Source organism: Balneolaceae bacterium (assembly GCA_034521495.1).
GTDB lineage: Bacteria > Bacteroidota > Rhodothermia > Balneolales > Balneolaceae > Rhodohalobacter.
Genome location: JAXHMK010000010.1, coordinates 591,455 through 614,745, shown reverse-complemented (window position 1 = coordinate 614,745; position 23,291 = coordinate 591,455). Strand labels below are relative to the sequence as shown.

Annotated in this window: 22 protein-coding genes; 7 read left to right on the top strand and 15 right to left on the bottom strand. The window is 41.5% G+C overall.

Annotated features, from left to right (window positions below; genetic code table 11):
• Nucleotides 1-54: 54 nt before the first annotated feature.
• Nucleotides 55-1,071 carry a GntG family PLP-dependent aldolase gene (locus U5K72_11565; GenBank protein MDZ7719444.1) on the top strand — a complete coding sequence of 339 codons (1,017 nt, stop codon included), beginning with the start codon at nt 55-57 and terminating at the stop codon, nt 1,069-1,071.
• A gap of 303 nt (nt 1,072-1,374) precedes the next feature.
• On the opposite strand, the gene U5K72_11560 is transcribed toward U5K72_11565, so the two are convergent.
• The 5 genes from U5K72_11560 to argB form a co-directional block, all read right to left on the bottom strand.
• Nucleotides 1,375-1,674: a PIN domain-containing protein gene (locus tag U5K72_11560; protein ID MDZ7719443.1), complete on the bottom strand. Its 300-nt coding sequence runs from the start codon at nt 1,672-1,674 to the stop codon at nt 1,375-1,377.
• Between the two features lie 261 nt (nt 1,675-1,935).
• Nucleotides 1,936-3,147 (bottom strand): bifunctional glutamate N-acetyltransferase/amino-acid acetyltransferase ArgJ, encoded by a 1,212-nt coding sequence (gene argJ / locus U5K72_11555; protein MDZ7719442.1) that lies wholly within the window; start codon nt 3,145-3,147, stop codon nt 1,936-1,938.
• A 291-nt stretch (nt 3,148-3,438) separates the two neighbouring features.
• The gene (gene argC / locus U5K72_11550; GenBank protein MDZ7719441.1) at nt 3,439-4,476 is read right to left on the bottom strand and encodes an N-acetyl-gamma-glutamyl-phosphate reductase; all 1,038 of its coding nucleotides are present in this window, start codon (nt 4,474-4,476) and stop codon (nt 3,439-3,441) included.
• Nucleotides 4,463-5,713, bottom strand: coding sequence for an aspartate aminotransferase family protein (locus tag U5K72_11545; protein ID MDZ7719440.1), 1,251 nt, complete (start codon nt 5,711-5,713; stop codon nt 4,463-4,465). The genes argC and U5K72_11545 overlap by 14 nt, the downstream gene beginning before the upstream one ends.
• 194 nt (nt 5,714-5,907) lie before the next feature.
• Nucleotides 5,908-6,807 carry an acetylglutamate kinase gene (gene argB / locus U5K72_11540; GenBank protein MDZ7719439.1) on the bottom strand — a complete coding sequence of 300 codons (900 nt, stop codon included), beginning with the start codon at nt 6,805-6,807 and terminating at the stop codon, nt 5,908-5,910.
• Between the two features lie 160 nt (nt 6,808-6,967).
• Here argB and U5K72_11535 point away from each other — a divergent pair, with 160 nt between their 5' ends.
• Together U5K72_11535 and U5K72_11530 are read left to right on the top strand one after the other, a co-directional pair.
• Nucleotides 6,968-7,210, top strand: a complete 243-nt coding sequence (locus U5K72_11535; protein MDZ7719438.1) for a hypothetical protein — start codon at nt 6,968-6,970, stop codon at nt 7,208-7,210.
• Nucleotides 7,207-7,434 (top strand): DUF2283 domain-containing protein, encoded by a 228-nt coding sequence (locus U5K72_11530; GenBank protein MDZ7719437.1) that lies wholly within the window; start codon nt 7,207-7,209, stop codon nt 7,432-7,434. Before U5K72_11535 ends, U5K72_11530 begins: the two co-directional genes overlap by 4 nt.
• Before the next feature lie 86 nt (nt 7,435-7,520).
• Here U5K72_11530 and U5K72_11525 read toward each other — a convergent pair whose 3' ends face one another.
• Nucleotides 7,521-9,695 carry a Tex family protein gene (locus U5K72_11525; GenBank protein ID MDZ7719436.1) on the bottom strand — a complete coding sequence of 725 codons (2,175 nt, stop codon included), beginning with the start codon at nt 9,693-9,695 and terminating at the stop codon, nt 7,521-7,523.
• Between the two features lie 97 nt (nt 9,696-9,792).
• Between U5K72_11525 and hisN the strand changes: the two genes are divergently transcribed.
• Nucleotides 9,793-10,569, top strand: coding sequence for a histidinol-phosphatase (gene hisN, locus U5K72_11520; GenBank protein ID MDZ7719435.1), 777 nt, complete (start codon nt 9,793-9,795; stop codon nt 10,567-10,569).
• A 1-nt stretch (nt 10,570) separates the two neighbouring features.
• Nucleotides 10,571-12,877 (top strand): hypothetical protein, encoded by a 2,307-nt coding sequence (locus tag U5K72_11515; GenBank protein ID MDZ7719434.1) that lies wholly within the window; start codon nt 10,571-10,573, stop codon nt 12,875-12,877.
• A gap of 109 nt (nt 12,878-12,986) precedes the next feature.
• Here U5K72_11515 and U5K72_11510 read toward each other — a convergent pair whose 3' ends face one another.
• Both U5K72_11510 and U5K72_11505 read right to left on the bottom strand, forming a co-directional pair.
• Nucleotides 12,987-14,282 carry an ABC transporter permease gene (locus U5K72_11510; protein ID MDZ7719433.1) on the bottom strand — a complete coding sequence of 432 codons (1,296 nt, stop codon included), beginning with the start codon at nt 14,280-14,282 and terminating at the stop codon, nt 12,987-12,989.
• Nucleotides 14,279-15,205: an ATP-binding cassette domain-containing protein gene (locus U5K72_11505; protein ID MDZ7719432.1), complete on the bottom strand. Its 927-nt coding sequence runs from the start codon at nt 15,203-15,205 to the stop codon at nt 14,279-14,281. Before U5K72_11505 ends, U5K72_11510 begins: the two co-directional genes overlap by 4 nt.
• 719 nt (nt 15,206-15,924) lie before the next feature.
• On the opposite strand from U5K72_11505, the gene U5K72_11500 reads away from it, so the two are divergent.
• Nucleotides 15,925-17,361, top strand: a complete 1,437-nt coding sequence (locus U5K72_11500; protein ID MDZ7719431.1) for a glycogen synthase — start codon at nt 15,925-15,927, stop codon at nt 17,359-17,361.
• Nucleotides 17,362-17,371: 10 nt separating this feature from the next.
• Complete coding sequence (locus tag U5K72_11495; protein ID MDZ7719430.1) at nt 17,372-18,643, top strand: glucose-1-phosphate adenylyltransferase; 1,272 nt, start codon at nt 17,372-17,374, stop codon at nt 18,641-18,643.
• A gap of 543 nt (nt 18,644-19,186) precedes the next feature.
• Here U5K72_11495 and U5K72_11490 read toward each other — a convergent pair.
• The 7 genes from U5K72_11490 to U5K72_11460 form a co-directional block, all read right to left on the bottom strand.
• Complete coding sequence (locus U5K72_11490) at nt 19,187-20,323, bottom strand: TlpA disulfide reductase family protein (GenBank protein ID MDZ7719429.1); 1,137 nt, start codon at nt 20,321-20,323, stop codon at nt 19,187-19,189.
• Nucleotides 20,320-20,673, bottom strand: a complete 354-nt coding sequence (locus tag U5K72_11485; protein ID MDZ7719428.1) for a DUF86 domain-containing protein — start codon at nt 20,671-20,673, stop codon at nt 20,320-20,322. The genes U5K72_11490 and U5K72_11485 overlap by 4 nt, the downstream gene beginning before the upstream one ends.
• Nucleotides 20,670-20,951 carry a nucleotidyltransferase family protein gene (locus tag U5K72_11480; GenBank protein MDZ7719427.1) on the bottom strand — a complete coding sequence of 94 codons (282 nt, stop codon included), beginning with the start codon at nt 20,949-20,951 and terminating at the stop codon, nt 20,670-20,672. Before U5K72_11480 ends, U5K72_11485 begins: the two co-directional genes overlap by 4 nt.
• Nucleotides 20,952-21,322: 371 nt before the next feature.
• Nucleotides 21,323-21,679 carry a cupin domain-containing protein gene (locus U5K72_11475; GenBank protein ID MDZ7719426.1) on the bottom strand — a complete coding sequence of 119 codons (357 nt, stop codon included), beginning with the start codon at nt 21,677-21,679 and terminating at the stop codon, nt 21,323-21,325.
• A gap of 190 nt (nt 21,680-21,869) precedes the next feature.
• Nucleotides 21,870-22,169 (bottom strand): type II toxin-antitoxin system RelE/ParE family toxin, encoded by a 300-nt coding sequence (locus tag U5K72_11470; GenBank protein MDZ7719425.1) that lies wholly within the window; start codon nt 22,167-22,169, stop codon nt 21,870-21,872.
• Nucleotides 22,170-22,175: 6 nt separating this feature from the next.
• Nucleotides 22,176-22,409 (bottom strand): addiction module protein, encoded by a 234-nt coding sequence (locus U5K72_11465; GenBank protein ID MDZ7719424.1) that lies wholly within the window; start codon nt 22,407-22,409, stop codon nt 22,176-22,178.
• Between the two features lie 425 nt (nt 22,410-22,834).
• Complete coding sequence (locus U5K72_11460; protein MDZ7719423.1) at nt 22,835-23,275, bottom strand: hypothetical protein; 441 nt, start codon at nt 23,273-23,275, stop codon at nt 22,835-22,837.
• Nucleotides 23,276-23,291: the final 16 nt, after the last annotated feature.

The following is a 23,291-nucleotide window of genomic DNA, read 5'->3' as shown; positions in this document are numbered from 1 at the left end:
CAGGCTTTCCCCTCTCAAGAGGAGAAGAAATTCAGAACACAAAATTCCAAAAGAATGATAGATTTACGAAGTGATACCATAACACGCCCGACTCCCGAAATGCTGGAAGCGATGACCCAGGCTGAGGTTGGGGATGATGTGTTTGAAGCAGATCCTACGGTCAACAAATTTCAACAAAAAATGGCCGATCTCTTTGGAATGGGAGCAGGGTTATTTGTACCGAGCGGTACAATGAGTAATCAGCTCTGTCTTCATGTGCTTACAGAACCGGGAGACGAAGTGATTATTGATGAAACGGGTCATGTATTTAATTACGAATCCGGGGCTGCAGCTCATCTTTCTTCCATTCAATTACGACCGTTAAAAGGCAATCGCGGAAAACTCAGACCCGAGTTGATTGAAGCAGCAATACGACCCAAAAATGATTGGGATCCTCACACCAAAGTCGTTGCAATTGAAAACACGACAAACAAAGGCGGAGGCGCTTATTATACAGAAGAAGAGTTAACAGACATTCGTACAAGTGCTGATAAGCATGATCTGTTCGTTCATCTTGATGGTGCAAGAATATGGAATGCAATGACTGCTTCGGGGATAGAGCCGAAATTTTTTGGTACAATTGCAGATACCATTTCAATCTGTTTTAGCAAAGGGTTGGGAGCTCCGGTCGGTTCGATGATGCTTTCGAGTACAAAGCGTATCAAAAAAGCGCGACGATTACGGAAAATGTGGGGAGGAGGGATGCGGCAGATTGGTCTGTTAGCAGAGGCTGCTGATTTTGCCGTTGAGAATCACTGGCCTCTTTTGGATGATGACCACAAACGAGCCAAGGAGTTTGCACAGGTTATTTCAAATAATTCTGCGTTTAAAATCGATCTCTCAACCGTAGATACAAATATCGTTCTGTTTGATGTTGTAGACGGAACTGCAAAAGATGCCCTTGAAAAATTTTCCAATTCTGGAATTGGCCTCGTACCATTCGGGCCAAAAACAATCCGGGCAACATTCCACTTCCAGGTGGATGATGAAGATCTGAAAAAAGTATTGAAAGCCGTTGAAGAGTATTCGTAAAAAAGGCTCGCCGAATCTGGTAGCAGAGCCAAAAGTTTCGCCGCTCTTAAAAACTATCAGCGGGCGATATTGGTAGCACGAGCGAGACGCTCGCGCTATCTTTGCATGAATGGCGCAAGCGTCCCGCTTGTGCCCCAGAAACTAAAGCTAGTTTTAAACGGGTCAGCGACCCGTTCTACTTTATGTCGTATACCCACTCGCGCAAGTTTGAAACTTGTGCGTGTTTGCCGTTCGTTTGCTGATTATCGGGCCAAGTATAAAACTTGAACCAGCAAGTGTACTTTAAAAATTTCAGTCTGGGCGCTATTCCAATAATTGCATTCCTGTTAATTTGGATGCTTCTTTGTCGAAGGTAAAAGTCGGATCTTTAGATGAGTTTTGATTTTTAGCACTGATGAGGCAATCAGAAAAATCGGCATTAGATTGAGCAAATTCGTTAACGGCAACTCTCAGAGTTTCTTTATCTTCAAGTTCGATCTCTTTACTGTCGAGTAAAATTTCAAGTTCTCTGACGATCTGTGTTTTTCCAATCTTATATGATCGAGTTAACACCCAAACCCATTCAGTCAAAACAATATGATTGATGTAGATCGGGTTTTGAATTGTTGCTTTTTTTTGCTGCAGAATTTCTGGATAAAAAGAGTCGGATTCGGCATGAAAAAAACCACTCCCCCGGCAGCCGAGAATCTGGTGGCAGGGCCAGAAACATCGCCGCCATTAAAAACTATCAGCGGGCGATATTGATAGCACGAGCGAGACGCTCGTGCGTATCTTTGCATGAATGGCGCAAGCGTCCTGCTTGTTCCCCTCATTACCTACTACCTGGAGGATTCGCCGAAAAAACAATCGCCAGGCGAGATTCAATTACGTCGTATATTCCGCATTAATTCTCACATACTCGTACGAGAAGTCAGATCCCCAGCCGGTGGCTTTTGCATCACCCTGGTTCAGGTCGATCATGATAATTATGGTCGATTCGTTCATCACCTTTTTGAGTTTTTTTCGAACTCCGTCAATCGGTTGTCCCTCTTTTACAACCTGTTCCATTTTGTTAATCTCGGCACCGATATACAGATCCACTTTTTCAGGATCGAAATCTACACCTGATCTGCCGGCTGCAGCAATGATTCGTCCCCAGTTGGGGTCGGATCCAAAGATGGCTGTTTTCACAAGATTGGAGTTGGAGACCGTGCGCACGACTTGGCGGGCTTCTTTCTCGGTTTTAGCTCCTTCGGTGTGATATTCAATCAGTTTTGTAGAACCTTCGCCGTCTGAAATAATCAGTTTAGCAAGGTGAGTACAAAGTTGTTCCAGGTTGGCAAGAAACAGATCGTAGTTCGCATCTTTTTCAGTGATCTTTTCGTTTCCAGCCTCGCCATTACACATGATCGAAACCATGTCATTTGTGGATGTATCTCCATCCACCGTAATCATATTGAAGGATTTATCAACGGCGGTACGGAGTGCCTCATCCAGAAGTTCAGAGCTAATGGCAATATCACATACAATAAAGCCAAGCATAGTCCCCATATCGGGATGAATCATTCCGCTGCCTTTGGCAATTCCGGCCATGTTGATCTCTTTGCCATCCACGGAAAAAGAGGTAAATCCCTCTTTTGCAAATGTATCTGTTGTAAGAATAGCATTGGCAGTGAGAGATCCGGCAATCACACGGTCTGACAATTTTTTCACACATTCTTTGATACCCTTCACCACTTTTTCGGTAGGGAAGGGTTCGCCAATTAAACCGGTGGAAGCCACGAGAACAGCTTCTTTTGAGATTTTCAATTCTTTGGCGGTACTTTCGGCCATTGCAACAGCACCTTTCCAGCCCTCTTTTCCGGTGCATGCGTTCGCGTTACCGGAGTTTATGATAAAAGCCTGTGCCATCCCATCTTTGATATGCTGCCGACTCAGTTTAATCGGTTCTGCAGCTACTACATTTCGGGTGAATACAGCTGCAGCTGATGCCGGTACTTTTGAATAGATCAGAGCGATATCTCTTCGTTTCGATTTGATCCCCATGTGGGCTCCCCAGCAGGTAATTCCGCGTACGTGTGTAAGATTATTTAACATAGTTCTATTGTATGAAAATTATTTTGAGAAAGCGATTGATTGGTAAGCGAAGTGAAGAGAGGGCAGTGCATGCCTTCTCTACATGAGAAGTGTTCAGACCCGCCTGCCGGGAGGAGCTATACGTACCGGTGGAAAAGGGTTGAGGAGTTGAATTCCCGAACCATTGGCAGTTGATAATATGTTGAATGGATTGTTTCGCATTAGCTTGTTCTATGATAAGAAAAAAATCCATTTAATTTCATCAAAAAATTTTATCCGCAGCTTTATTGCAGAAATAAGGATCAAATAGCTTTATGGGTTTAGTGGTATATGTTTCAATCCCGTTGATTCGATCAGCCCAAAAACAATATTCATATTCTGTACAGCTTGACCGGCCGCACCTTTTACAAGATTATCTATGGTGGAAATTGTAATGATTTTATGTGTACGCTCATCATACGCGGCATGGATATCGCAATAGTTGGATCCACGAATATTTTTTAAAGAGGGTGGAGAGTCGAAAACTCTCACAAAATGTTCCTTCTCATATACGGAATGAAAAAGCTCTTCTACCAATTCCGTATTTACTTCCTTTTTTGGCGTGCTGTAGGTGGTGGTTAAAATTCCGCGGTCAATGGGCAACAGATGAGGAGTAAATAGAACTTCAGTTGAGTATCCGCTGTAATCCAGAAGTGTATTTTCAATTTCGGGAGTGTGCCGGTGGTTTACCAACGAATAGGCTGAAAAATTTCCAAACACATCTGGAAAATGTAAACCTTCTTTGGGTTTTGCTCCTGCCCCGGTTACACCCGATTTTGAGTCTACAACTATGGAGGAGGGATTGATATATCCATGCTTAATCAGAGGCGCAAGAGCTAATATCGCAGAAGTGGGATAACATCCCGGGTTAGCAACAAGACGGGCATTCCGTATTTTGTCACGAAACAGTTCAGGAAGTCCATATACAGATTGCTCCATATATTCTGCAGATATATGATCTTTTTTATACCACTCCTCATAAACACTTTGTGATGAAAATCGAAAATCACCGGAAAGGTCAATAATGATAAATTCATCCAAACCATGATCTTTTACAAAATTCATCGACACGCCATGAGGAAGTGCCAGGAAAACAAGATCGGGTTCATACTCAGCAACATCATCGATCGAAATCAAAGTTATATCAACGAGGTCCTGAAGATGAGGATGAATTTCCGTGATTTTACTTCCGGTATAGCTCTCACTGGTTACAAAATCCAGGGTTACATCCGGGTGCTGTACGAGGAGTCTTACTAACTCAGAACCGGTATAACCGGTCGCTCCGACAATTCCTACTTTATACTTTGGCATTCTTTTTTTCTACTTCTTTAATCGATTCTACGAGTACATCTACAACTGTGTCCAGCTCTTCTTTAGTGATGATAAGCGGAGGCACCAGCCGAATGACATCTCCGGAGGCGCAATTGGAGAGGACACCTCTTTTGAGCATCTCCTTGACAACATCACCGCCTTCAAAAGCCAACTCTACGCCAACCATCAACCCTTTGCCGCGAACGTCTCTTATAGCATTCCAATGACTTGCGTGATCAGCAAGGCGTGTTCTGAGATAATCTCCCCGAACCCTGGCTTTTTCGCAAATATCTTCATCGAGAATTACTTTCAGTGTTTCAACGGCTGCGGCACAAGCGAGCGGATTTCCTCCAAATGTAGTACCGTGGCTGCCGTGATCAAACGCATTGGCAAATTCTTCTTTCGCTACAACTGCTCCAATTGGGAAACCGGAACCAAGTGCTTTAGCCAATGGCATAATATCTGGTTTGATGCCATAATGCTCGTGAGCAAACATTTTTCCTGTTCGCGCAATACCGCACTGAACCTCATCAAAAATCAAAGGTATTTCATATTGATTACAAAGTTTCCGGGCAGTTTTTAGATATTCAGGTGTTGCCTCAACAATTCCACCCTCTCCCTGTATCGGTTCAATAATGATTGCAACCGTTTCTTCATCCACTGAATTCTCAAGTTCCTCAACATCATTCACATGGATATGTTTAAACCCGGGAGGGATGGGGCTATAACCTTCCTGGTATTTCTCTTTGCCCATCGCAATAGTTCCAAGGGTTCGCCCATGGAAGGAGTTTTTCATACTGATAATCGTCCCGGTCTTGCCTTTTTTGTATGAGTACCGCCTGGCAAGTTTGATGGAACCTTCAACCGCTTCAGCTCCACTGTTGCAGAAGAACGCTTTATCCAAACCCGAAAGCTTTACCAGCATTTCAGCGAGATCGCTCTGCGGACCGTTATAATAGAAGTTTGAAACGTGAATCAGTTTTTCAGCCTGTTTCTGAATTGCTTTTACAATCTTTGGATGAGAATGCCCCAGGCTATTTACGGCTATACCGGCAAGTGCATCGATATATTCATTGCGTTCATCATCCCAAACTTTTGAACCTTTTCCCTTAACCAATGCAATGGGATAGCGCCCATAGAGATCAAAATGATACTTTTCTGCTTTTTTTTGAGCTGGTTCCTTTCCGAAAATGCTTTTTACCGTTTTAAAAACTTTTCCGGTTATATTTGTGGGCATGATGTTATAAAAATTGAATTTGTTTGATAGTTTCTTTTGGAAGTCATTAGGCCTAAGACATTGTATTTTTTCTTGTGATTATTGGATCACGGCGGAAATCGAATGTTATTTACTTCAAGAAATCTTATAACAGAAAGAAAAATACAATGTCTCAGCAACCACTCATCCGAGGACTAATTAAGGTTTTGAAAATCTTAGTTTTTGATCTCAGTTCCAAGTCTTTCATCAGTCAATAAGATACGTAATAAATGTTCCTTTTTCGTACCGTTAATTATGTGCGATGAATCTACTCCTTCCTCCAATGCAATGAGGCTGGCTTCAATTTTTGGAATCATCCCACCTTGTATGACTGAGCCAAATAGGTTTCGAGCTTCGGAAGGGGTAAGCTCAGAGATGATCGAATCGGGATCGTCAATATCTTCCAGTAATCCATCGATATTCGTGAGTGCCATAAATTTCTCTGCATTCAATGCGCCTGCCATATGACCAGCAAACATATCTGCATTGATGTTATAACTCTCACCGTTTTCGCCGGATGACACAGGGGAGAGGACCGGGATATAATCCGCATCAACCAGGGTTTTTATCAATTTTGTGTCGATTTTATCCACATCGCCAACAAAGCCCAAATCATGTTTTTCTTCGACTCCGTCTGTTTCAACAATATGGAATCGTTTTTTGGCACGGACCATCGATGCATCGCGTCCGGAAATTCCGACCGCCCGAACATCTCTGGCATTCAGCAGTCCAACCAGTTCTTTGTTCACCATTCCGCTGAGAGCCATCTCTACATAGCCCATCGCTTTGGCATCCGTTTTTCGATGCCCTCCAACGAATTCCGATACCATACCAACATCATCCAAAAGTTGTTTGATTTCAATTCCACCGCCGTGCACCACGACTACCTTTGCGCCAAGCTGACTGAGAATGGAGATCTGAGAGACAATTTCGTTTTTTGTCTCCTCATCTTTTAATGCGTTGCCGCCGGTTTTGATGAGAATGAGTTGGTCTTTGAGAGAATGCAGATGCTTTTCATCGACTTTGAACGAAATGGATGAGATGGCTTTGTCGATTTTATTTTGATTCTGTGACAAGTTGTTACTTCGATTTCAAGTTTAAAATGATTTTAAGCCTATAAAATAAAAGACTTTAGGGAAATATCTTATGGAAGTTTTATATGATTTTTATTGCAATGAATAAATCTATTTTTTAGAATATCTGGGAATATATTTGAGAGAAGTTTGGTTTAAATCAATGACAGATTACAAATACACAAAATATTTTGAGAACGAAGTAATCAGAAAAAGACCTTATATCAAAAAGAATTGGTGTATTGAAGCGATTGAAAATCCTGAGAAAGTTGAGAAACAGGAGGATAATCGATTTCGTTTTTGGAAAAGAATTGAAGACCTTAACAATAGATATTTACGCGTTATTACCTTGGAAGATAAAGTAACCATTCATAATGCATTTCCTGACAGGAGGTTCACGCCATGAAATTTAACTACTACCCCCAAACAGATTCACTTTATATCGATCTATCATCAAAAACCAGCGTAACAAGCGAGGAAGTATCAGAAGGTATTATAATTGATTATGATGGCGAAGGAAATATTGTTGGAATCGATATTGATAATGCAAGTAAAAAGATAGATTTGGAGGATCTTTCCTTTTCAAAAATTCCATTCAAAAAAAAACCTGTTTCCGATTCGATTTCCTAAGCAGTCATCGGATGAGTTTTATTGAAACTTTCCAAACTTTAAGCACATAATGTCATTCGATGACTAAGAGACGATGACTAAACGGCTCACACCAAAGCCAAGCCAATCCGACCGCGCTCCAGATCAATATTGGTAATCTCTACATTAATGATATCTCCAACCGCAACGACATCATGGGGATCATCCACGCGCTTCTCTTTTGCCATTTTTGAGATGTGAAGGAGTCCATCTTGTTTTACGCCGATATCTACGAATGCGCCGAAGTCTACTACATTTCGAACCGTACCTTCCAGTTTCATGCCGGGGGAGAGGTCTTCCATTTTCAGGATATCCGACCGCAGCAACGGTTTTGGCAGAGATTCGCGAGGATCACGTCCCGGTTTTTGGAGATTTTCGATGATGAGTTCAAGAGTAGGAATGCCAACTCCAACCTGTTCTGCCACTTGTTTTTTGTTGATACCTGATAAGGCCGATTCAATTTTCTTCTTCTCTTTCGAGAGATTATCTATGTTAATTCCAAACAGGTTACAGAGCTTTTCAGTGGCTTCATAGCTTTCGGGATGGATGGCGGTATTATCAAGCGGGTGTTTGCCTTCAGGAATTCTTAGGAACCCGGCTGACTGCTGAAATCGAAAGTCCCCGACACCGGAAATGGATTTAATCTCTTCCCGATTCCCAATACGGCCTTTTTTCTCTCGATACGTAACAATGTTTTTGGCCACATTTCTGCTCAATCCGGAAATGTGTGTAAGAAGCTCCGAACTTGCTGTATTCAAATTCACACCCACATCATTCACACAGCTTTCCACCACATCATCCAGTTTTTTGGAGAGTGCGGTTTGGTTGATGTCATGTTGATACAATCCAACTCCAATAGATTTCGGATCAATTTTTACCAACTCTGCCAGCGGATCCTGAACCCGTCGTGCAATCGAAATATTACCGCGCTGTGCGGCATCCAGTTCTGGAAATTCTTCCCTGGCAATTTTTGAAGCGGAATAAACCGAAGCTCCCGCCTCGCTGATGATCAGGTAGTTCAATTCCTCATCCGGATTTTTCTCTTTACGCTCTTGAATCAAATCGGCGATAAATTTTTCAGTTTCCCGGCTGCCTGTGCCATTTCCGATAGCTATAAGTGTTACGTTATGCTTGTTGATGTACCGGTTTATAACCCCTGCACTCTCTTCGATTTTTTCCTGCGGAGGAGTTGGATAGATCGTTGAGCCCTCCAAATACTGACCTGTTTCATTCACAATGGCCACTTTACAACCGGTTCGGTAGGCCGGGTCAATTCCCATTACTACCTGGTCCTTTAGTGGTGGCTGCATCAACAGATTTTTGAGATTGGTGGCGAAGGTCTGAATGGCGTGTTCGTCGGCTTTGTCGGTAAGTTCATTTCGAAGTTCCCGTTCAAGTGATGGAAACAAAAGCCGTTTGTAGGCATCTTCAACAGCATCCTGCAAATAGGGAGTAAAAATGGAGAGATCATTTTTAATCACCACATCATCAAGGTTATCCAGTGTCCGATCGGTGTTCAACTCCACATTTACAAAAAGCACGTTTTCGCGCTCACCGCGATTTAGCGCCAGTGTCTGATGCGGTTTGATGTACTGCACACGATTGTTGAATTCATAGTAATCCTCAAAATTGGTCCGCTCTTTAACAGCCGGATTTTTCTTTGATGTGATCACTCCATGTTTTCTCATAATTGCACGAAGTGTATCACGTACATCCACCGATTCGTTGATCCATTCGGCAACAATATCCAGTGAAGTTGTTAAAGCAGTATCTGCATCCGGAATCTCATTTTCTTCACTGATGTACTCACGAGCATATTCAAGCGGATTACCATTCTCAATTTCCTGATTCCAAACGAGCTCAGCCAACGGCTCAAGGCCTTTCTCCTTCGCCATATCGCCTTTGGTTTTTCGCTTCTTCTTATATGGCAGGTAAAGATCTTCGAGTGTCTGAAGTTCTTTGCACGCTTTGATTTTTTCCTCAAGTTCAGGCGTGAGTTTGTCCTGATCTTTTATAGCTTTCAAAACCGTTTTCTTACGATCCTCGAGTGTTCGGTGAAATTCAAGCATATCGCGGACGGAGCGGAGTTGTTCTTCATCCAATCCACCGGTAGCCTCTTTTCTGTATCTGGCTAAAAATGGAATGGTAGATCCCTCATCAATTAAGTTAGCTGTAGTTTTTACCTGCTTCTCGGAAAGAGAAAGTGTTGAGGAAATATGCTTGATAATCTGTAATTCGGTCATGGAAATCGTATCTTTAAAATTCTGGAAATAAGATTTTTAGTACTTTCAATTGTATTCAAAAAGTCAGAAAAATAAACATCTGAAGGGTTAATCCCATATGAAAATATCACTAAAAGAATTACAAGATGCTGCGGTTGAATTTGCCGAAGCTGGTGGTAAATCAACACTCAACTACTTTAAAAAATCGTTCGACCTTGAATTCAAATCTGACGATACCCCGGTAACCAATGCCGACCGTAACGCCGAAAAAGTGATTCGTGAATTGATCAATAGCCATTACCCGGATCATGGCATTATCGGGGAGGAGTTTGGTACAGAAAATGAAGATGCCGATGTGGTGTGGGTGCTGGACCCTATTGACGGAACACAGTCGTTCATTCACGGTATTCCCTTCTACACAACGCTTATTGGTATTTTGGTAAAAGGTAAGCCTGAAGTTGGAGTGATTTACGCACCGGCGTTGGATGAGATGGCATCTGCAGCAACGGGTTTGGGATCTACTTTGAATGGTTCTGAGATAGAGGTTAGAGAGTGTAAAGATCTCTCAAAAGCCACATTTTTGAGTACGGATGTTACGACCTACAAGGAACATGGATTTCAAAAACCTCTTGAATCTTTATTGAGCTCCACCAGGATCCATCGTACCTGGGGAGATGCCTACGGGCATATGATGGTTGCTGCAGGGCGTGCTGATATCATGATCGACCCGATTTTAAGTATCTGGGATGCGGCCGCTTTATTACCCGTAATAACTGAAGCTGGCGGTTCTTTTACAGATGTATTCGGCCAAAAAACGATTGAAACCGGAAATGCTATTTCAACCAATAAAACGTTAGCAAAACAAATTATTCCATTTTTTGATGAACTGTCCTGATATGAATAAACGAATACTGCTTTTTACATTTCTCTTTGTCATGGGGGTGTCAAATCTCGCTCACTCACAAAATTGGGATTATCAAAAATATCCGAAAATGGATATTACACTGCAGCACCTAAACGCCGATATTCATATTGATGAGTTTGGTGCCATTGAGGGAGATCTGCTCTATCGTGCGACAGTAAATATTGATGATCCCGATACACTGGTTTTTGATGCGAGCCGGCTGAATATTCTGGGTGTTTCAGTGAATGACACTGAAAGAGAATTTACAGCACTGAATGATAGCCTTGTTATCTATCTCAATGAGGTTTTTGCAGAGGAATCGGTTTTGAATATCAGGATTCAGTATAAGGCAAATCCCAGGTTTGGGGTTCTGAGAAACGTAAACCGAACAACCTGGACTTCTCAACTTCCTAAATCTACCCGGCACTGGCTTCCGGTGATTGACCATCCAAGAGTTCAATTTACAACGGAGTTGCGTGTCACACATCCATCAGGACAAACTTTGGTGGCAAATGGCCAAAGAGCAGAGTCAGAGGTTGTAAGTGTAGAAGAGGAACGGACAACCTATAGATCTGATACTCCTATTCCTGCCACATCTTTGGGATGGGTGCTTGGTGAGATATCGGAACAATCATCAACATCTGTAAACAGAGCTCGTCAAGAAGGCAGCCAAGGCCCAATACAGGTGAGGGTTTATTCTGAATCAGATCTATCTTCAGAAACCAATTTTGAGGAACTGGCTGCAACTACCATTCAAGCTGTAAGGAATAAGATAAACGCATCATATCCATATCGGGATCTGACTATTGTTGTTTTAGATAACGACTTTTGGGAGACAAAATCGTATGCCGCTGGTATTGTATTTGTGTACAGAGATCATGGAGATATGATCCAACAAATTCAGAGAGGTGTACTGAGTCAGTGGATTGGTACACAAATTCGAGAAGAGCAGTGGAGTGATGCCGATGCCATTCATTCCGCTCATGCAGTCCTTGCAAATCAGTTATTTGAATTTGAACTCAATGTGGAGATGGATGACCAGTCCCCTTATGATGTGTTTTCACTTCATAACTATTCAAGATGGGAGTATTTTTTCTCTTCAAACGAGCTACCGAGATTCAAAGCATCCCTCCAGACATCTTTGAATAATATTTTAGAAAATGGGCGCAATATATTGGGCTGGAAGGAATTATCTGAAATAATATATAATGAATCAGGTCAGCCGTTTTTTAATGGATTTGAGCTTGGAGAATTTGAGATTGAGGAGAAAGACACTGTTAAATACACGGCTGAAGTGGAATGGAACGAGACGGATAATACCGTTCAGATCAATTTCGAAGCAGTCAATCAAATGATTGATGAGTTGGTAACGGTTTCAGTGGAAGAGATCACATTTCGAGGGTCAGATCAACATGAGGTTACCTTTACTGGAGAAACAGAAAGTTCAGTTATAAGTGTTTCACCGGGGATTGAAAATTTAAAATTGAGTATTGAAAATCGGGATGATATCTATTTGAATGTTGAAAAACCGTTCATGTTCTGGATTAATCAATTGCGTAACGATACCGATCCAGAACAACGGGTTGAAGCAGCAAAAGGACTCGCTAATTATACCGACAACCCAGATCTTCAGCTGGCTCTGGATGATATACTTCGGGTTGAATCTAATCCACAAGTTTATGCAGAAATTGTTCGATCTTTATCCGTATTAACATCCGGTGCGTCTGGGATGGATCAGCGATTCCTGGATTATTCTTCCTCTCAACGACATTCTGCGGTTCGTTTAGCTGCTGTAGAAGCACTGGCTGATTTCCCGGGCAATGAGCAGATCATCAGTCGTCTTCAGAATATTATTCTTCAACCGGGCAGTCCTAAAATTCAAGGAGCAGCAATTCGCTCTCTTGCAGAAGTAACAGATGCCGGCCGTTTTAATACTATTGCTGGAAATCTAATATCTCGTGAACCGGTTTTGGATCAAGTACCTTCTATACTTCAGTTATTGGCAGAAAAGGGTGAAACAGAGTCTGCAGTTGAGATGGCCTCAACATTTACCGCTGAACAGTTTCCGTATGAAGTTCGAAAAGAAGCTCTTGATCTTGTTTTGGAATACGACAGATCATCTGCAAACTGGGAGGAGAGATTACCTGATCTTCTTTCAGATATACATCCCGGAATTCGGTATATAGCCGCCTCAGCCCTTGAGTTTGTGAATGCAGGATCAAGAGACGATCTCGCAGAACAATTCTTAATGGAAGAGTATGATGAAAGAGTGAGAAGAGTGCTGCAGGATTATCAGTGATTTGATTGGATTTTGGACAGGTAAAAATCTACAGCTTATTTGAGATTTGAGATTTGAGATTTGAGATTTGAGATTTGAGATTTCTGGAACCTGTATCATAAATCCTGCATCATTGCCTGATCCACTTCGCAATATCCTTAAAACTGGCCGTTCCGCCATAGCTGAGGATACCCACTTTATAGATCTTGGCACTGAGCCACATCGTTCCGATAAACGTAAGGACCATCAACAGCATTGCTAATCCAATCTGCCAAAACGGGACTTCCGTAATGGCAATCCGGGTAATCATCACAATAGGAGAGAAGAATGGGAAAAGGGAACTTAAAACAGATAATGTGCTATCCGGGCTTCTCCAGGCATGAAACATGATAAAGTAGGCCAGCATAATCGGGATCGTCACCGGCATCATCAACTGCTGTGTATCGGTTTCGGAATCGGCAGCTGATCCAATGGCAGCAAAAAGCGAGCTATAGAGAAGATATCCCAACAGGAAGAACAGGATAAAGTAAACAATTAACGATGTTTCGATGGTTGGAATATCCATAAAAGCGGGTATTTCAGCTTGTTCAGCCGCACCCATTGCTTGTTCCATTTGCGCAGATTGATCGCTCATCATAGTAGCTGCAATCGGGCCTGCGATACTCGTTAATCCAAACAGTGCTATAAGCCAAATTCCAAATTGGGTAATAGCAAGCGCGCCTACACCAGCCATCTTGCCGGACAGCAGTTCAATCGGTTTTACAGAAGAGGTAATCACTTCCACAATACGGTTGGTTTTCTCTTCAATGACCCCACGCATGATATAACCGCCATATCCAAAAATGGCAAAGAAGATGATAAAACCCATCGCCATACCCACAACTGTAAAAAATGCCGTGTCGTCTTCTTCCTCTTCACCTTCGGCTGTTAATCGCCGGGAATTTAAAGAAACACTGGTTTCAAAAATATCTTGAATATCCTCTGAAACGTCAGCTCTTTTGAGTCGTTCCTCGCGAATCACCTCGCGCATGTCGGACTGAATGGAGTTTAACAATTGAATACCGCCACTTCCGCTGTAAATCAAGTCGAGAGGTTTGTCTGTAGTTATATGCTCCTCGTCGAGAATCATATACCCGGTAATTTGCTCCTGTTGAACGAGTGTTCGCAATGAATCTTCAGGCAGGCTTGAATAATTAGTGTATCGTTCGGGGTTCATCTCCACAAGTGACGGAGCCAGGATCTCTGTTTGGTCAATCACACCGATCTCAAAGGAGAGATCACTATCCCAGACAGAAATGAGGATGCCAATCCCGAACAAAGCTACAAATCCAACGGGGACTAAGATGGTTGCTGCAATAAATCCTTTGCTTTTAATGCGGGTTATATACTCACGCCGAAGTACTAAATAAACTTGTCGCCAACTCATGCTTGTAATGCCTCTTTATTTTTGATGTTGTCTTCGCCTACTGTAGAGATAAAAATTTCATTGAGTGAAGGTTCTACGAGTTGAAATTTATGGATCTCAGCACGCTCCATCGCTTTTCTCAATATTTCCTGATGACTTGAGCCATTCAGGATTCGAATTTCGGCAAAATTGGTAGATCGGTTGTTGATTCGTACATCATCCAATTCATCCAGGAAGGTGCTATCCCCCTGGAATTCCAGCAAAACGGTGTTTTTTCCAAACTCTTTTTTGATTTTTCTCAGATTACCGGTCATGACCACTTTTCCGTTGTTAAACAGACAGATATCATCGCACATCTGTTCCACCTGTTCCATCCGGTGGGTGGAAAAGAGAATCGTTTTTCCCTTTTCTCTGAGTTCAATAATAATCTCTTTGAGCAGTTCGCTGTTGATGGGATCGAGGCCGCTGAAAGGTTCATCAAAAATATAAATTTCCGGATCGTGGACAATCGTTGCGATGAACTGAATCTTTTGGCTCATTCCCTTAGAAAGCTCGCCCACCACCTTGGAATGCCAGTCGCTTGCATCAAACCGTTCCAGCCAATAGCGTATCTTTTTTTTAGCGGTGGAGGCATCCAATCCTTTCAGTTGAGCCAGGTACATCAACTGCTCACCAACTTTCATTTTTTTATAAAGTCCGCGCTCTTCAGGCATATAACCAATCAGTTTCTGTGTCTTTGGACTCACTTTTAATCCCTTGATGATAATACCACCTGAATCTTGCGGAATAATGTAGTTGATCATTCGAATCGTTGTGGTTTTTCCCGCCCCATTTGGTCCCAAAAGGCCAAAAATTCGCCCTTCATGAGCTTCAAATGAAACATGATCCACAGCAACCGTTTTGCCGAATGTTTTACATAAATTATCTACCTCTATCGTAGCCATCTTATTATTTGAGTGTTTTTAGGTAATGATTCTGAATCTTGATCAATGAGGGAGTTACAATAGTAAGATTCTGCATTTATTAAAAGGGTATTGAGATGAGAAATTTCTTTCTGATATAAATGAAGTAAGTAAAACGCACGGATTGAGCTTCCGTGAGGATACTTGCAACACAATTAACTGCTCTTTGAGTGGAGTTACCCTAAAATTCATACTTCATAATCTATAAATAAAATAATATTAATAGTTTGTATAATTTTATAAGTGGAAACTTAATTGGTATAGGTTGGCCTTGAATAGTTGGCGGGTAAAAGGACAACGATTGAACCGTGAGAAGAATCCTTTCATACCGGTGAGTAGCGAATTTTAAAGTTTTTGAGCGATATGGACCATTGAAAGGATTCCACGGTGAACTCGTGTCCGCCGCCAAGTATTCACAGCCTTGATTTTTCGTTCTTTTGTATCAAGACAAAAGAACAAAGCAGGTGCAACAAGGTTAATTCATAAAAATGGGGTAAGTCCTCCTCTTTGAAGATCGAACTGCAAAAAAAATTATGATGACGATTATATGTTGGCAATTTTGCTTTGGCACTAAAAAAATTCAAAAGATTTATGCATTTTATGTTATCAAATAATAAACATCGTTGCAGGTGGTTCGATCTTTTTATTTCTTCTGAGTAGAAAATACAGTTGTGCTGTTACCTTAAGATTTATAAACATATATGAATATCATTCACATTTCTGCCGAGTGTTACCCGGTGGCAAAAGCCGGTGGCTTAGGGGATGTAGTTGGAGCACTCCCAAAATATTTAAACCAGGCCGGGCATCATGCATCGGTTATTATGCCTCACTACTACAATGCCTGGATGGAAGATGCCGAAACAGAGTTGTTATATGAAGACCGGGCACCTTTTGGAAAGGCGACGTTTTCATACAGAATCAGCAAACTAATACAACCAGATTTAGGATTTGATCTTTTTCTGATTGACATTCCCGGCCGTTTTGATCGTCCCGGAGTGTATTTGGATCCGTGGTCGGGTCATGCTTACTGGGATGAAAAAGAGCGTTTTTTTAGTTTTCAAATTGCAGCATTAGACTGGATCAACCGCCAGGAAGAAGTACCGGATATTGTCCATTGCCACGATCACCATTCCGCACTGATTCCTTTTATGATGACCCAGAGTTATCGCTATGAAGATTTAAAAGGGGTGCCAACCGTGCTTACCATTCATAACGGAGAATACCAGGGGCAGTACAGTATAGAAAATGCTCAGCTCCTTCCTGATTTTGATCACTTTAAAATTGGCTTGCTTGATTGGGATGACAAGCTAAATTCATTAGCTGCCGGAATCAAAACAGCCTGGAAGGTATCCACAGTATCAGAGGGTTATATGGATGAGCTACAGGAATTTTGCCACGGCCTGGAATATCTGCTAAAAGCGGAAAGTGCTAAAACTCTTGGTATTCTGAACGGGATAGATACGGAAGTTTGGGATCCCTCAACAGATACGTATCTCGAGGAACACTACTCTCTTAGAAATTACAAAGTGGGCAAATCAAAAAATAAAGAGAAACTGTGCGAAGAGTTTAACCTGAATCCCGAAAATCCACTTTTTTCATTTATTGGAAGATTAGTACGTGAAAAAGGGGCCGATCTGCTGCCTGACATTATAGAAAAGAGCCATGAAAATGGAGTGGAAGCTAACTTTATTGTGCTTGGCACAGGAGAGCCCCATCTACACTCTATATTTGAAAATCTTGAAAATAAATATACCGGCTATTTCGATTCCCGTTTGGAATACAACGAAGGATTGGCTCACCTGATTTATGCTGGCAGTGATTTTTTACTGATGCCATCGCGAGTGGAACCCTGTGGTCTCAATCAGCTTTATAGTATGAGGTATGGCACCATTCCGGTTGTTCGAAAAACCGGCGGACTTGCAGATACAGTGAAAGATGTAAATGAAGAGGATGGTTATGGATTTGTGTTTGAGGACTTTAAATTACAAGAAGCTGTTGAAGCTGTTGAAAGAGCAGTGGATTTATTTTCAAAAAAACGGTTATTTGCTAACAAAAGAAGATATGTGATGAACCTGGATTTTTCCTGGACGAAAGCTGCTGAAAATTATATCTCAATGTATCAATCAATGAAATCGTAGAATTATGAGCATGGAAGACAAAACAATTGCAATTATTTTAGGGGGCGGCAGAGGTACGCGCCTGGATCCGTTAACTCGCCACAGAAGTAAACCGGCGGTTCCTATTGCCGGAAAATACCGGCTGGTGGATATTCCCATCTCTAACTGCCTGAACTCATGGATTCGAAAGATATATGTTCTCACACAGTTTAATTCTGCTTCACTGAACAGGCATATTAAGAATACCTACAATTTTGACCTTTTTTCGCACGGATTTGTAGATATTTTGGCCGCCGAGCAGACTCCGAAAAGTACGAATTGGTTCCAGGGTACGGCAGATGCTGTTCGACAGTCGTTGCATCACTTGTCCAATTATGATTATGACCAGGTTCTGGTGTTATCTGGTGACCAGCTTTATCAAATGGACTATCGTAAATTGCTGAATGTTCATGAGGAGGAGAATTCTGATGTAACGATTGCCACATTACCCGTTACTGCTGATGAAGCGACCGGTTTTGGTATTATGAAAACCAATGAAGAGGGACTGATTGAAAGCTTTGTGGAGAAACCCTCATCTGATGAACTTAGCCAATGGTCATCAGAAACATCCCCGGAGATGCAGCAACAGGGCAGGGTGTACCTGGCATCAATGGGAATTTATGTATTTAGTAAAGATATCATGCTTCGCCTGTTTGATGAAAATCCGGATGCCACTGATTTTGGAAAAGAGATTATTCCAAAAGCTATTGAAGAGGGCAGTAAAGTATCCAGCTACTCATTTGACGGATACTGGACAGATATTGGTACAATTAGTTCCTTTTTTGAGGCTAACCTGGATCTTGCAAAAACACTCCCTGAATTTAATTTATATGATAACGACCAGGTTATCTATACCCGCGCTCGTTACCTGCCTGCATCAAAATTGACAGGTACAAATCTTGAGCGAGTATTAATTGCCGAAGGATGTATTATTGAAGCCAGCCGAATTGAAAACTCAGTTATTGGTATTCGGGCACGTATTGGTAAAGGAACAACGATTGAGAACTCCATTGTGATGGGGAATGACACATTTGCCACCCGGGAAGATATGGATTATCAATCCGATAACCGGCCGTTAATGGGAATTGGCCAGAGGTGTTTTATCAGCCGCGCTATCATCGATAAAAATGTAAGAATCGGTAACGATGTAAAAATCACCGGTGGAAATCATCTCGAAGATGGCGAATATGAAAAACACTCCGTTGTTGACGGTATCGTGATCATCCAGAAAGGAGAGGTGATACCGGATGGGTACAGCATCTAAGCTTTGGTTGTACTTTGGAAGTTGATGATTGGTGAATCAGCCTTTTACTGGTTACGGTGCCATTCAGTGTCTAAAGTTTAAGGTTTAAGGTTAACCTTAAATTTTGGTCTTTAAACTTTAAACCGATTTTTTCTTTAGTATTCCTTTATGTGATGGCGCAAGCGTCCCGCTTGTGCCTTTTTCTCTGCTGTAATACTCCATCCAACACCGTTTAGACTTTTCTATAGGATTATTTCTTCGCCTGTACTACATTTTCTGTAAAACTTTCACAAATGGCGGGAGCTTATGAATAATTATACAACGGAGATTAAATGGGGGCTGAATTTTACAATTATTACTCTTTTATGGATGGTATTCGAGCGATTGATGGGATGGCATGGTGAAAACATTGGCCAGCATGCTACCATGACCAATCTTTTCGCTATTCCGGCGATTGTCATCTACATCTTAGCACTTCTGGATAAGAGAAAAAACGATCTCGGCGGGATTATGACATGGGGACAGGGATTCACATCTGGGTTAATCATCACACTGGTTGTAGTTTCAGATTTCCGAAAACAACTCAGCCAGTTTCTCTTCCAGTTCCTCGCCGTGAAGATCTTTTGCAATGATGATTCCATTCTCATCCACGAGGAAGTTTTTTGGGAGGGAGGTGATGGCATATTCTTTCGTAATTTCACCCTCATAGCCACTGACAGTAGAAACGTTGGTCCAGGTCCGGTTATCCTGGTCAAGCGCACGGAGCCAGCTTTGTCTGTCAAACTCCACGCCAAATCCAAAGATCTCAAAGCCTTGATCATTGTACTGATTGTACATTCTGTTCAAATGATCGCTTTCGGATCGGCAGGGGCCGCACCAGCTTCCAAAAAAGTCGATAAGGGTGTAGGTACCGAGATTATTATAAAGCGACTTCTCTACGCCTTCGGGATTCGGAGCCGTAATCTCAGAGACTTTACCTCCGATGGACACCTGTTTCAATATCCTGACTTTCTCCGATACCAGTTCTGCCACTTCAAGACCTTCATGCTCTTCTGAGAAATCTGCCGCCAGCTCTTCATAGTAGTCGATATGTTTATCGCCGTTCCAGCGGACCATGGTTGGGTAGATGGCGATCGATGTTCCCATCTCCCGCACCGCATGGATCAGCGTATCGCGATAGGTGGCTTCCGCTCGTAAAACTTGTGCCCCAAGTTCCTCAATTCGCTGGGCATCATCCGGGTTGTTCTGGTCCCGCAAATCGTTTAACTGACCTCTAATCGGATAGACGATCTCTTCCAAAATATTCGTTCGATATTCCTCATACTCCTCAAAAAGTTCCGTGTCTGGCGAGCCGGTTACGTCGTACTCCCCAACAGAAGAAACTGTAATCGCGATATTCTGACTGGAATCCGCAACAATCGGTACATCCAGAGAATCGTTAATTCGTAACTGGTAAAAATGGGGCTCAAGGCTGTAGGATGCTGAAAACGTACTGTCTGCATGTACGGACAGCGTATCCACAACATCAAACTCATTTGCGTTCAGGCCCGTGGCCTGGAATAGACGGATTGTCTCCTGGTCGGCATTATGCAGTTTGCCTTCTAACGTGAAAACGGTTTCTTGTTGTTCAGTAGTGGTTGTACACGAGATACACAATAGGAGGGAGAGAGCGAGGAGTGGCAGATATGTTTTAGAGATCACGAGTTCGTGTTTTGATTATTGATGATATCTTGAATTTTTGATTTTAGACGCGGAAGATCTCGCCGGGCAACGACCCAAATCATGCTCAGGGTAACCCCAAAATATTCGTGGATAATAATGTCTCTCATTCCGGCTATTTTTCGCCAAGGGACCTTATCATGTTTATCACGAATGTCATCAGAAATGTGTTTGACTGCTTCGCCAATAATTTCAAGGCGTCGTAAGACAGCATCTTGTTTTTCTGAATTTTGATAAAATTCGTTTTCTGTTATATCATCGAGATATTCTTCAATTTGGCCGATACTTTCTAAAATATCTTGCAGATAAACGTCCGGTTTGCGTTTGCTCATAGAACCGGCACTTCATCTTTAAGAATATCCTCTTTAAGGGCAGGCTTTAGTGAATCATACTCAACAAGATCTACGTTCATATCAAGCTCGTCTTCTAACTCTTGCTGGATTCCAATAAAATCCAATAAGCTAATTTTTTGATCAATCTTTACAAGCAAATCTATATCCTTTGCATTCGCATCTCCACGAGCGACAGATCCAAATATGCCCGCTTTTTGAATTCCATACTTTTTCAATACGGGGCGGACTTTTTTTTTGATTTCCTCTACATTTGCCATAAAAAAATAGTTATTTCATTCACCAAATAATATAAGAAAGTGATTTGGAAAGAGATAAGATAATTAAGTCAACCCGAAGCGAACTTCAGTTTAAAGTTCAATGTTTCAGGTTTGAATTGACCTTAAACTTTAGACTTGAACCCTTAGACACACCTGTGGTTGGATAAACTCATTTCCTCCCACAACCAAATAGAGGGGAGTTATAGTTCGTAAAGAAGTCTGAGGTCTCATGTCAAATATCAAAACCACTGGTTCATACTCGGGTTTTCCCTGTACAATTCCTGAGTTAGCTCCGATAAAAACCAGTTTATACTTCGTGTTTGGTCAGTAAAGCAACATCGAGGCCTGCAATTTCTGAAACGCTTAGATATCTATTCCACGATTTCAATTTTATCTTCTTTGTTTGGAACAACGCAAATAAACTCAAAACCATCGTTTCCGGCTTTATATGAGTGCGGGACCTGACTTGGGATATAAACAGAATCACCCTCAGACACTTCATATACATCATCTCCTATCTCTACGGTGGCAGAACCTCTGAGGACATATTGCTCATGTTCTACAAGATTTGTGTGTTTTGGCATTCCTCCATGAGGAGCCATCACAAATTTTCTACAAGCGAAGTTCGGTGCTTCTTCGGAACTGATGAGAACCTGCATGGTCGTTCCCTGACCTGCAGTTACCTCTAAAGATTCACGAGTACCTTTTTTTCTTATGTAATTCGTCATAGCTAATTCCTTGAAACATTATCGGTTAACGGTTTGGCGATCAAGCCGCTTTTGCCACTTTCAGCGACTGAAGTGTGTCAAAAAGCAAGACTCTGACCGCAAAACTGAAAATTTTTATTGCCAACTGTGAGCGGCAAAATCCGGTTGTCCAAAGGACTCCTTGGGAGAAACGCTTGTTAAATTTCCAGGGCTATATTTTCGACTTCCAAAACTCAGGACTTTTTCTTTGATGAAGAATAGCAAAAAAGGTGATCAGCTCATCTTCATTTACAAAATAAATAGAAAAGGGAAATCTGTTGACAAGTGCACGTCGAACCCGGTCGCTTTGAACAACCTGATGATGAAGTGGATGACGGTTTAGTTCTGCAATTTTAGCATCTATACATCGAATGAACTCTTTGCCTAATCCCGGCTCTTGTTCTTCATACCATTGGAAGGCATCATCCAAATCTTCTTGTGCCTTTTCGGTAAGTATTAATGATACTGGCACAGTGGTTTATAAATATTTTTGACGGACTTCTTCCCAGCTTGATCCCGATTGTTTATCCTGCTCAAGCGTTTTAAGCCGTTCTTCAATAATTGCTTTGTGATGCTCAGGAACTTCGACTTCCGATGGGTCTGAAGCAATTGAATCCCACAAAGCTTCAACCAAAATCAACTTTTCGCTTTTATTGAGCTGAGAAAGCTCTTCAAGTAAGGTCTTTTCCTCGTTATGTCGTTTATTAGTAATTATAACTTAACTTGAATAAAAACGTGGTTGAAAGCAATTCATTGAGTTAAGAATTCTGAAAAGCAGGAGAGGGAGGGATCCAGCGGTCTACGGTTTAACCGGCTTGGCCTTATAATCTGGTAATGGTTTTAAAAATCTTTGAATTTCTACAAGACCCCGAATTCTGAAACTGGCAAACAGCGGTCAAGTACGTCAGCGATTGAAACCGTAATTATAGCACTGTTTACCTATATGATTTCCAATACAGCCTTAAAACCACTTGATAATTTTGTTTTTGCATCATTTAATTTATCAACTAGTTCTTTTTTATTAATTTTGCTATTACTAATATTCTTTAGTCGCTCAAATTCCATTTCAAAATCTTTATAAGCTTGGTCATCAATTATTTGAATTCCTTGTATAAGTTGTGAAGCAGTGTCTCTTGGCTACATCCGAAATAATTGTATCTCGGGCGGACTAATACTAAAGGTGTAAGGAATAGGTTCTGGTATAAAGAAAAAATTTTTAATGTTATTAATTATTTGATCAATTGCCTCAATACGTATTGAAAGTGAAACTTCAAAATTGGGAGATGCTTCATGAACAATACCTTTAGAAATAAACGTTTGTAAAGATTTTAGTTCTACCCCAATTGTAATTTCATCTTGCTCAATTTTTTTTATTTGCTTTTTACCATGAGTCCACAATCTTTCCGAAGCTTTATTATGCTGATCTATATAATCTTTTTTGTGGTAAAAGTAGTTTATAGTATCCTTTGGAAATAGGGCGCTAGGTAAAAAGTTAAGACAATAAACTTCACCAGTTTTAATATCTTGAGAAGTTATTATTTGTATATATTCAAAACTATCTTTAATGACTTTCACCATTACTCACCGGGTTTAG

Excerpts from the sequence above, each read along its gene's own strand:
- U5K72_11475 (MDZ7719426.1), bottom strand. The coding sequence starts at position 21,679 with ATGACGAATTACATAAGAAAAAAAGGTACTCGTGAATCTTTAGAGGTA.
- U5K72_11545 (MDZ7719440.1), bottom strand. The coding sequence starts at position 5,713 with ATGCCCACAAATATAACCGGAAAAGTTTTTAAAACGGTAAAAAGCATT.
- argJ (MDZ7719442.1), bottom strand. The coding sequence starts at position 3,147 with ATGTTAAATAATCTTACACACGTACGCGGAATTACCTGCTGGGGAGCC.
- U5K72_11525 (MDZ7719436.1), bottom strand. The coding sequence starts at position 9,695 with ATGACCGAATTACAGATTATCAAGCATATTTCCTCAACACTTTCTCTT.
- U5K72_11565 (MDZ7719444.1), top strand. The coding sequence starts at position 55 with ATGATAGATTTACGAAGTGATACCATAACACGCCCGACTCCCGAAATG.
- U5K72_11460 (MDZ7719423.1), bottom strand. The coding sequence starts at position 23,275 with ATGGTGAAAGTCATTAAAGATAGTTTTGAATATATACAAATAATAACT.
- U5K72_11505 (MDZ7719432.1), bottom strand. The coding sequence starts at position 15,205 with ATGGCTACGATAGAGGTAGATAATTTATGTAAAACATTCGGCAAAACG.
- U5K72_11510 (MDZ7719433.1), bottom strand. The coding sequence starts at position 14,282 with ATGAGTTGGCGACAAGTTTATTTAGTACTTCGGCGTGAGTATATAACC.
- U5K72_11495 (MDZ7719430.1), top strand. The coding sequence starts at position 17,372 with ATGGAAGACAAAACAATTGCAATTATTTTAGGGGGCGGCAGAGGTACG.
- U5K72_11530 (MDZ7719437.1), top strand. The coding sequence starts at position 7,207 with ATGAAATTTAACTACTACCCCCAAACAGATTCACTTTATATCGATCTA.
- U5K72_11535 (MDZ7719438.1), top strand. The coding sequence starts at position 6,968 with ATGACAGATTACAAATACACAAAATATTTTGAGAACGAAGTAATCAGA.
- U5K72_11480 (MDZ7719427.1), bottom strand. The coding sequence starts at position 20,951 with ATGGCAAATGTAGAGGAAATCAAAAAAAAAGTCCGCCCCGTATTGAAA.
- hisN (MDZ7719435.1), top strand. The coding sequence starts at position 9,793 with ATGAAAATATCACTAAAAGAATTACAAGATGCTGCGGTTGAATTTGCC.
- U5K72_11515 (MDZ7719434.1), top strand. The coding sequence starts at position 10,571 with ATGAATAAACGAATACTGCTTTTTACATTTCTCTTTGTCATGGGGGTG.
- argC (MDZ7719441.1), bottom strand. The coding sequence starts at position 4,476 with ATGCCAAAGTATAAAGTAGGAATTGTCGGAGCGACCGGTTATACCGGT.
- U5K72_11500 (MDZ7719431.1), top strand. The coding sequence starts at position 15,925 with ATGAATATCATTCACATTTCTGCCGAGTGTTACCCGGTGGCAAAAGCC.
- U5K72_11485 (MDZ7719428.1), bottom strand. The coding sequence starts at position 20,673 with ATGAGCAAACGCAAACCGGACGTTTATCTGCAAGATATTTTAGAAAGT.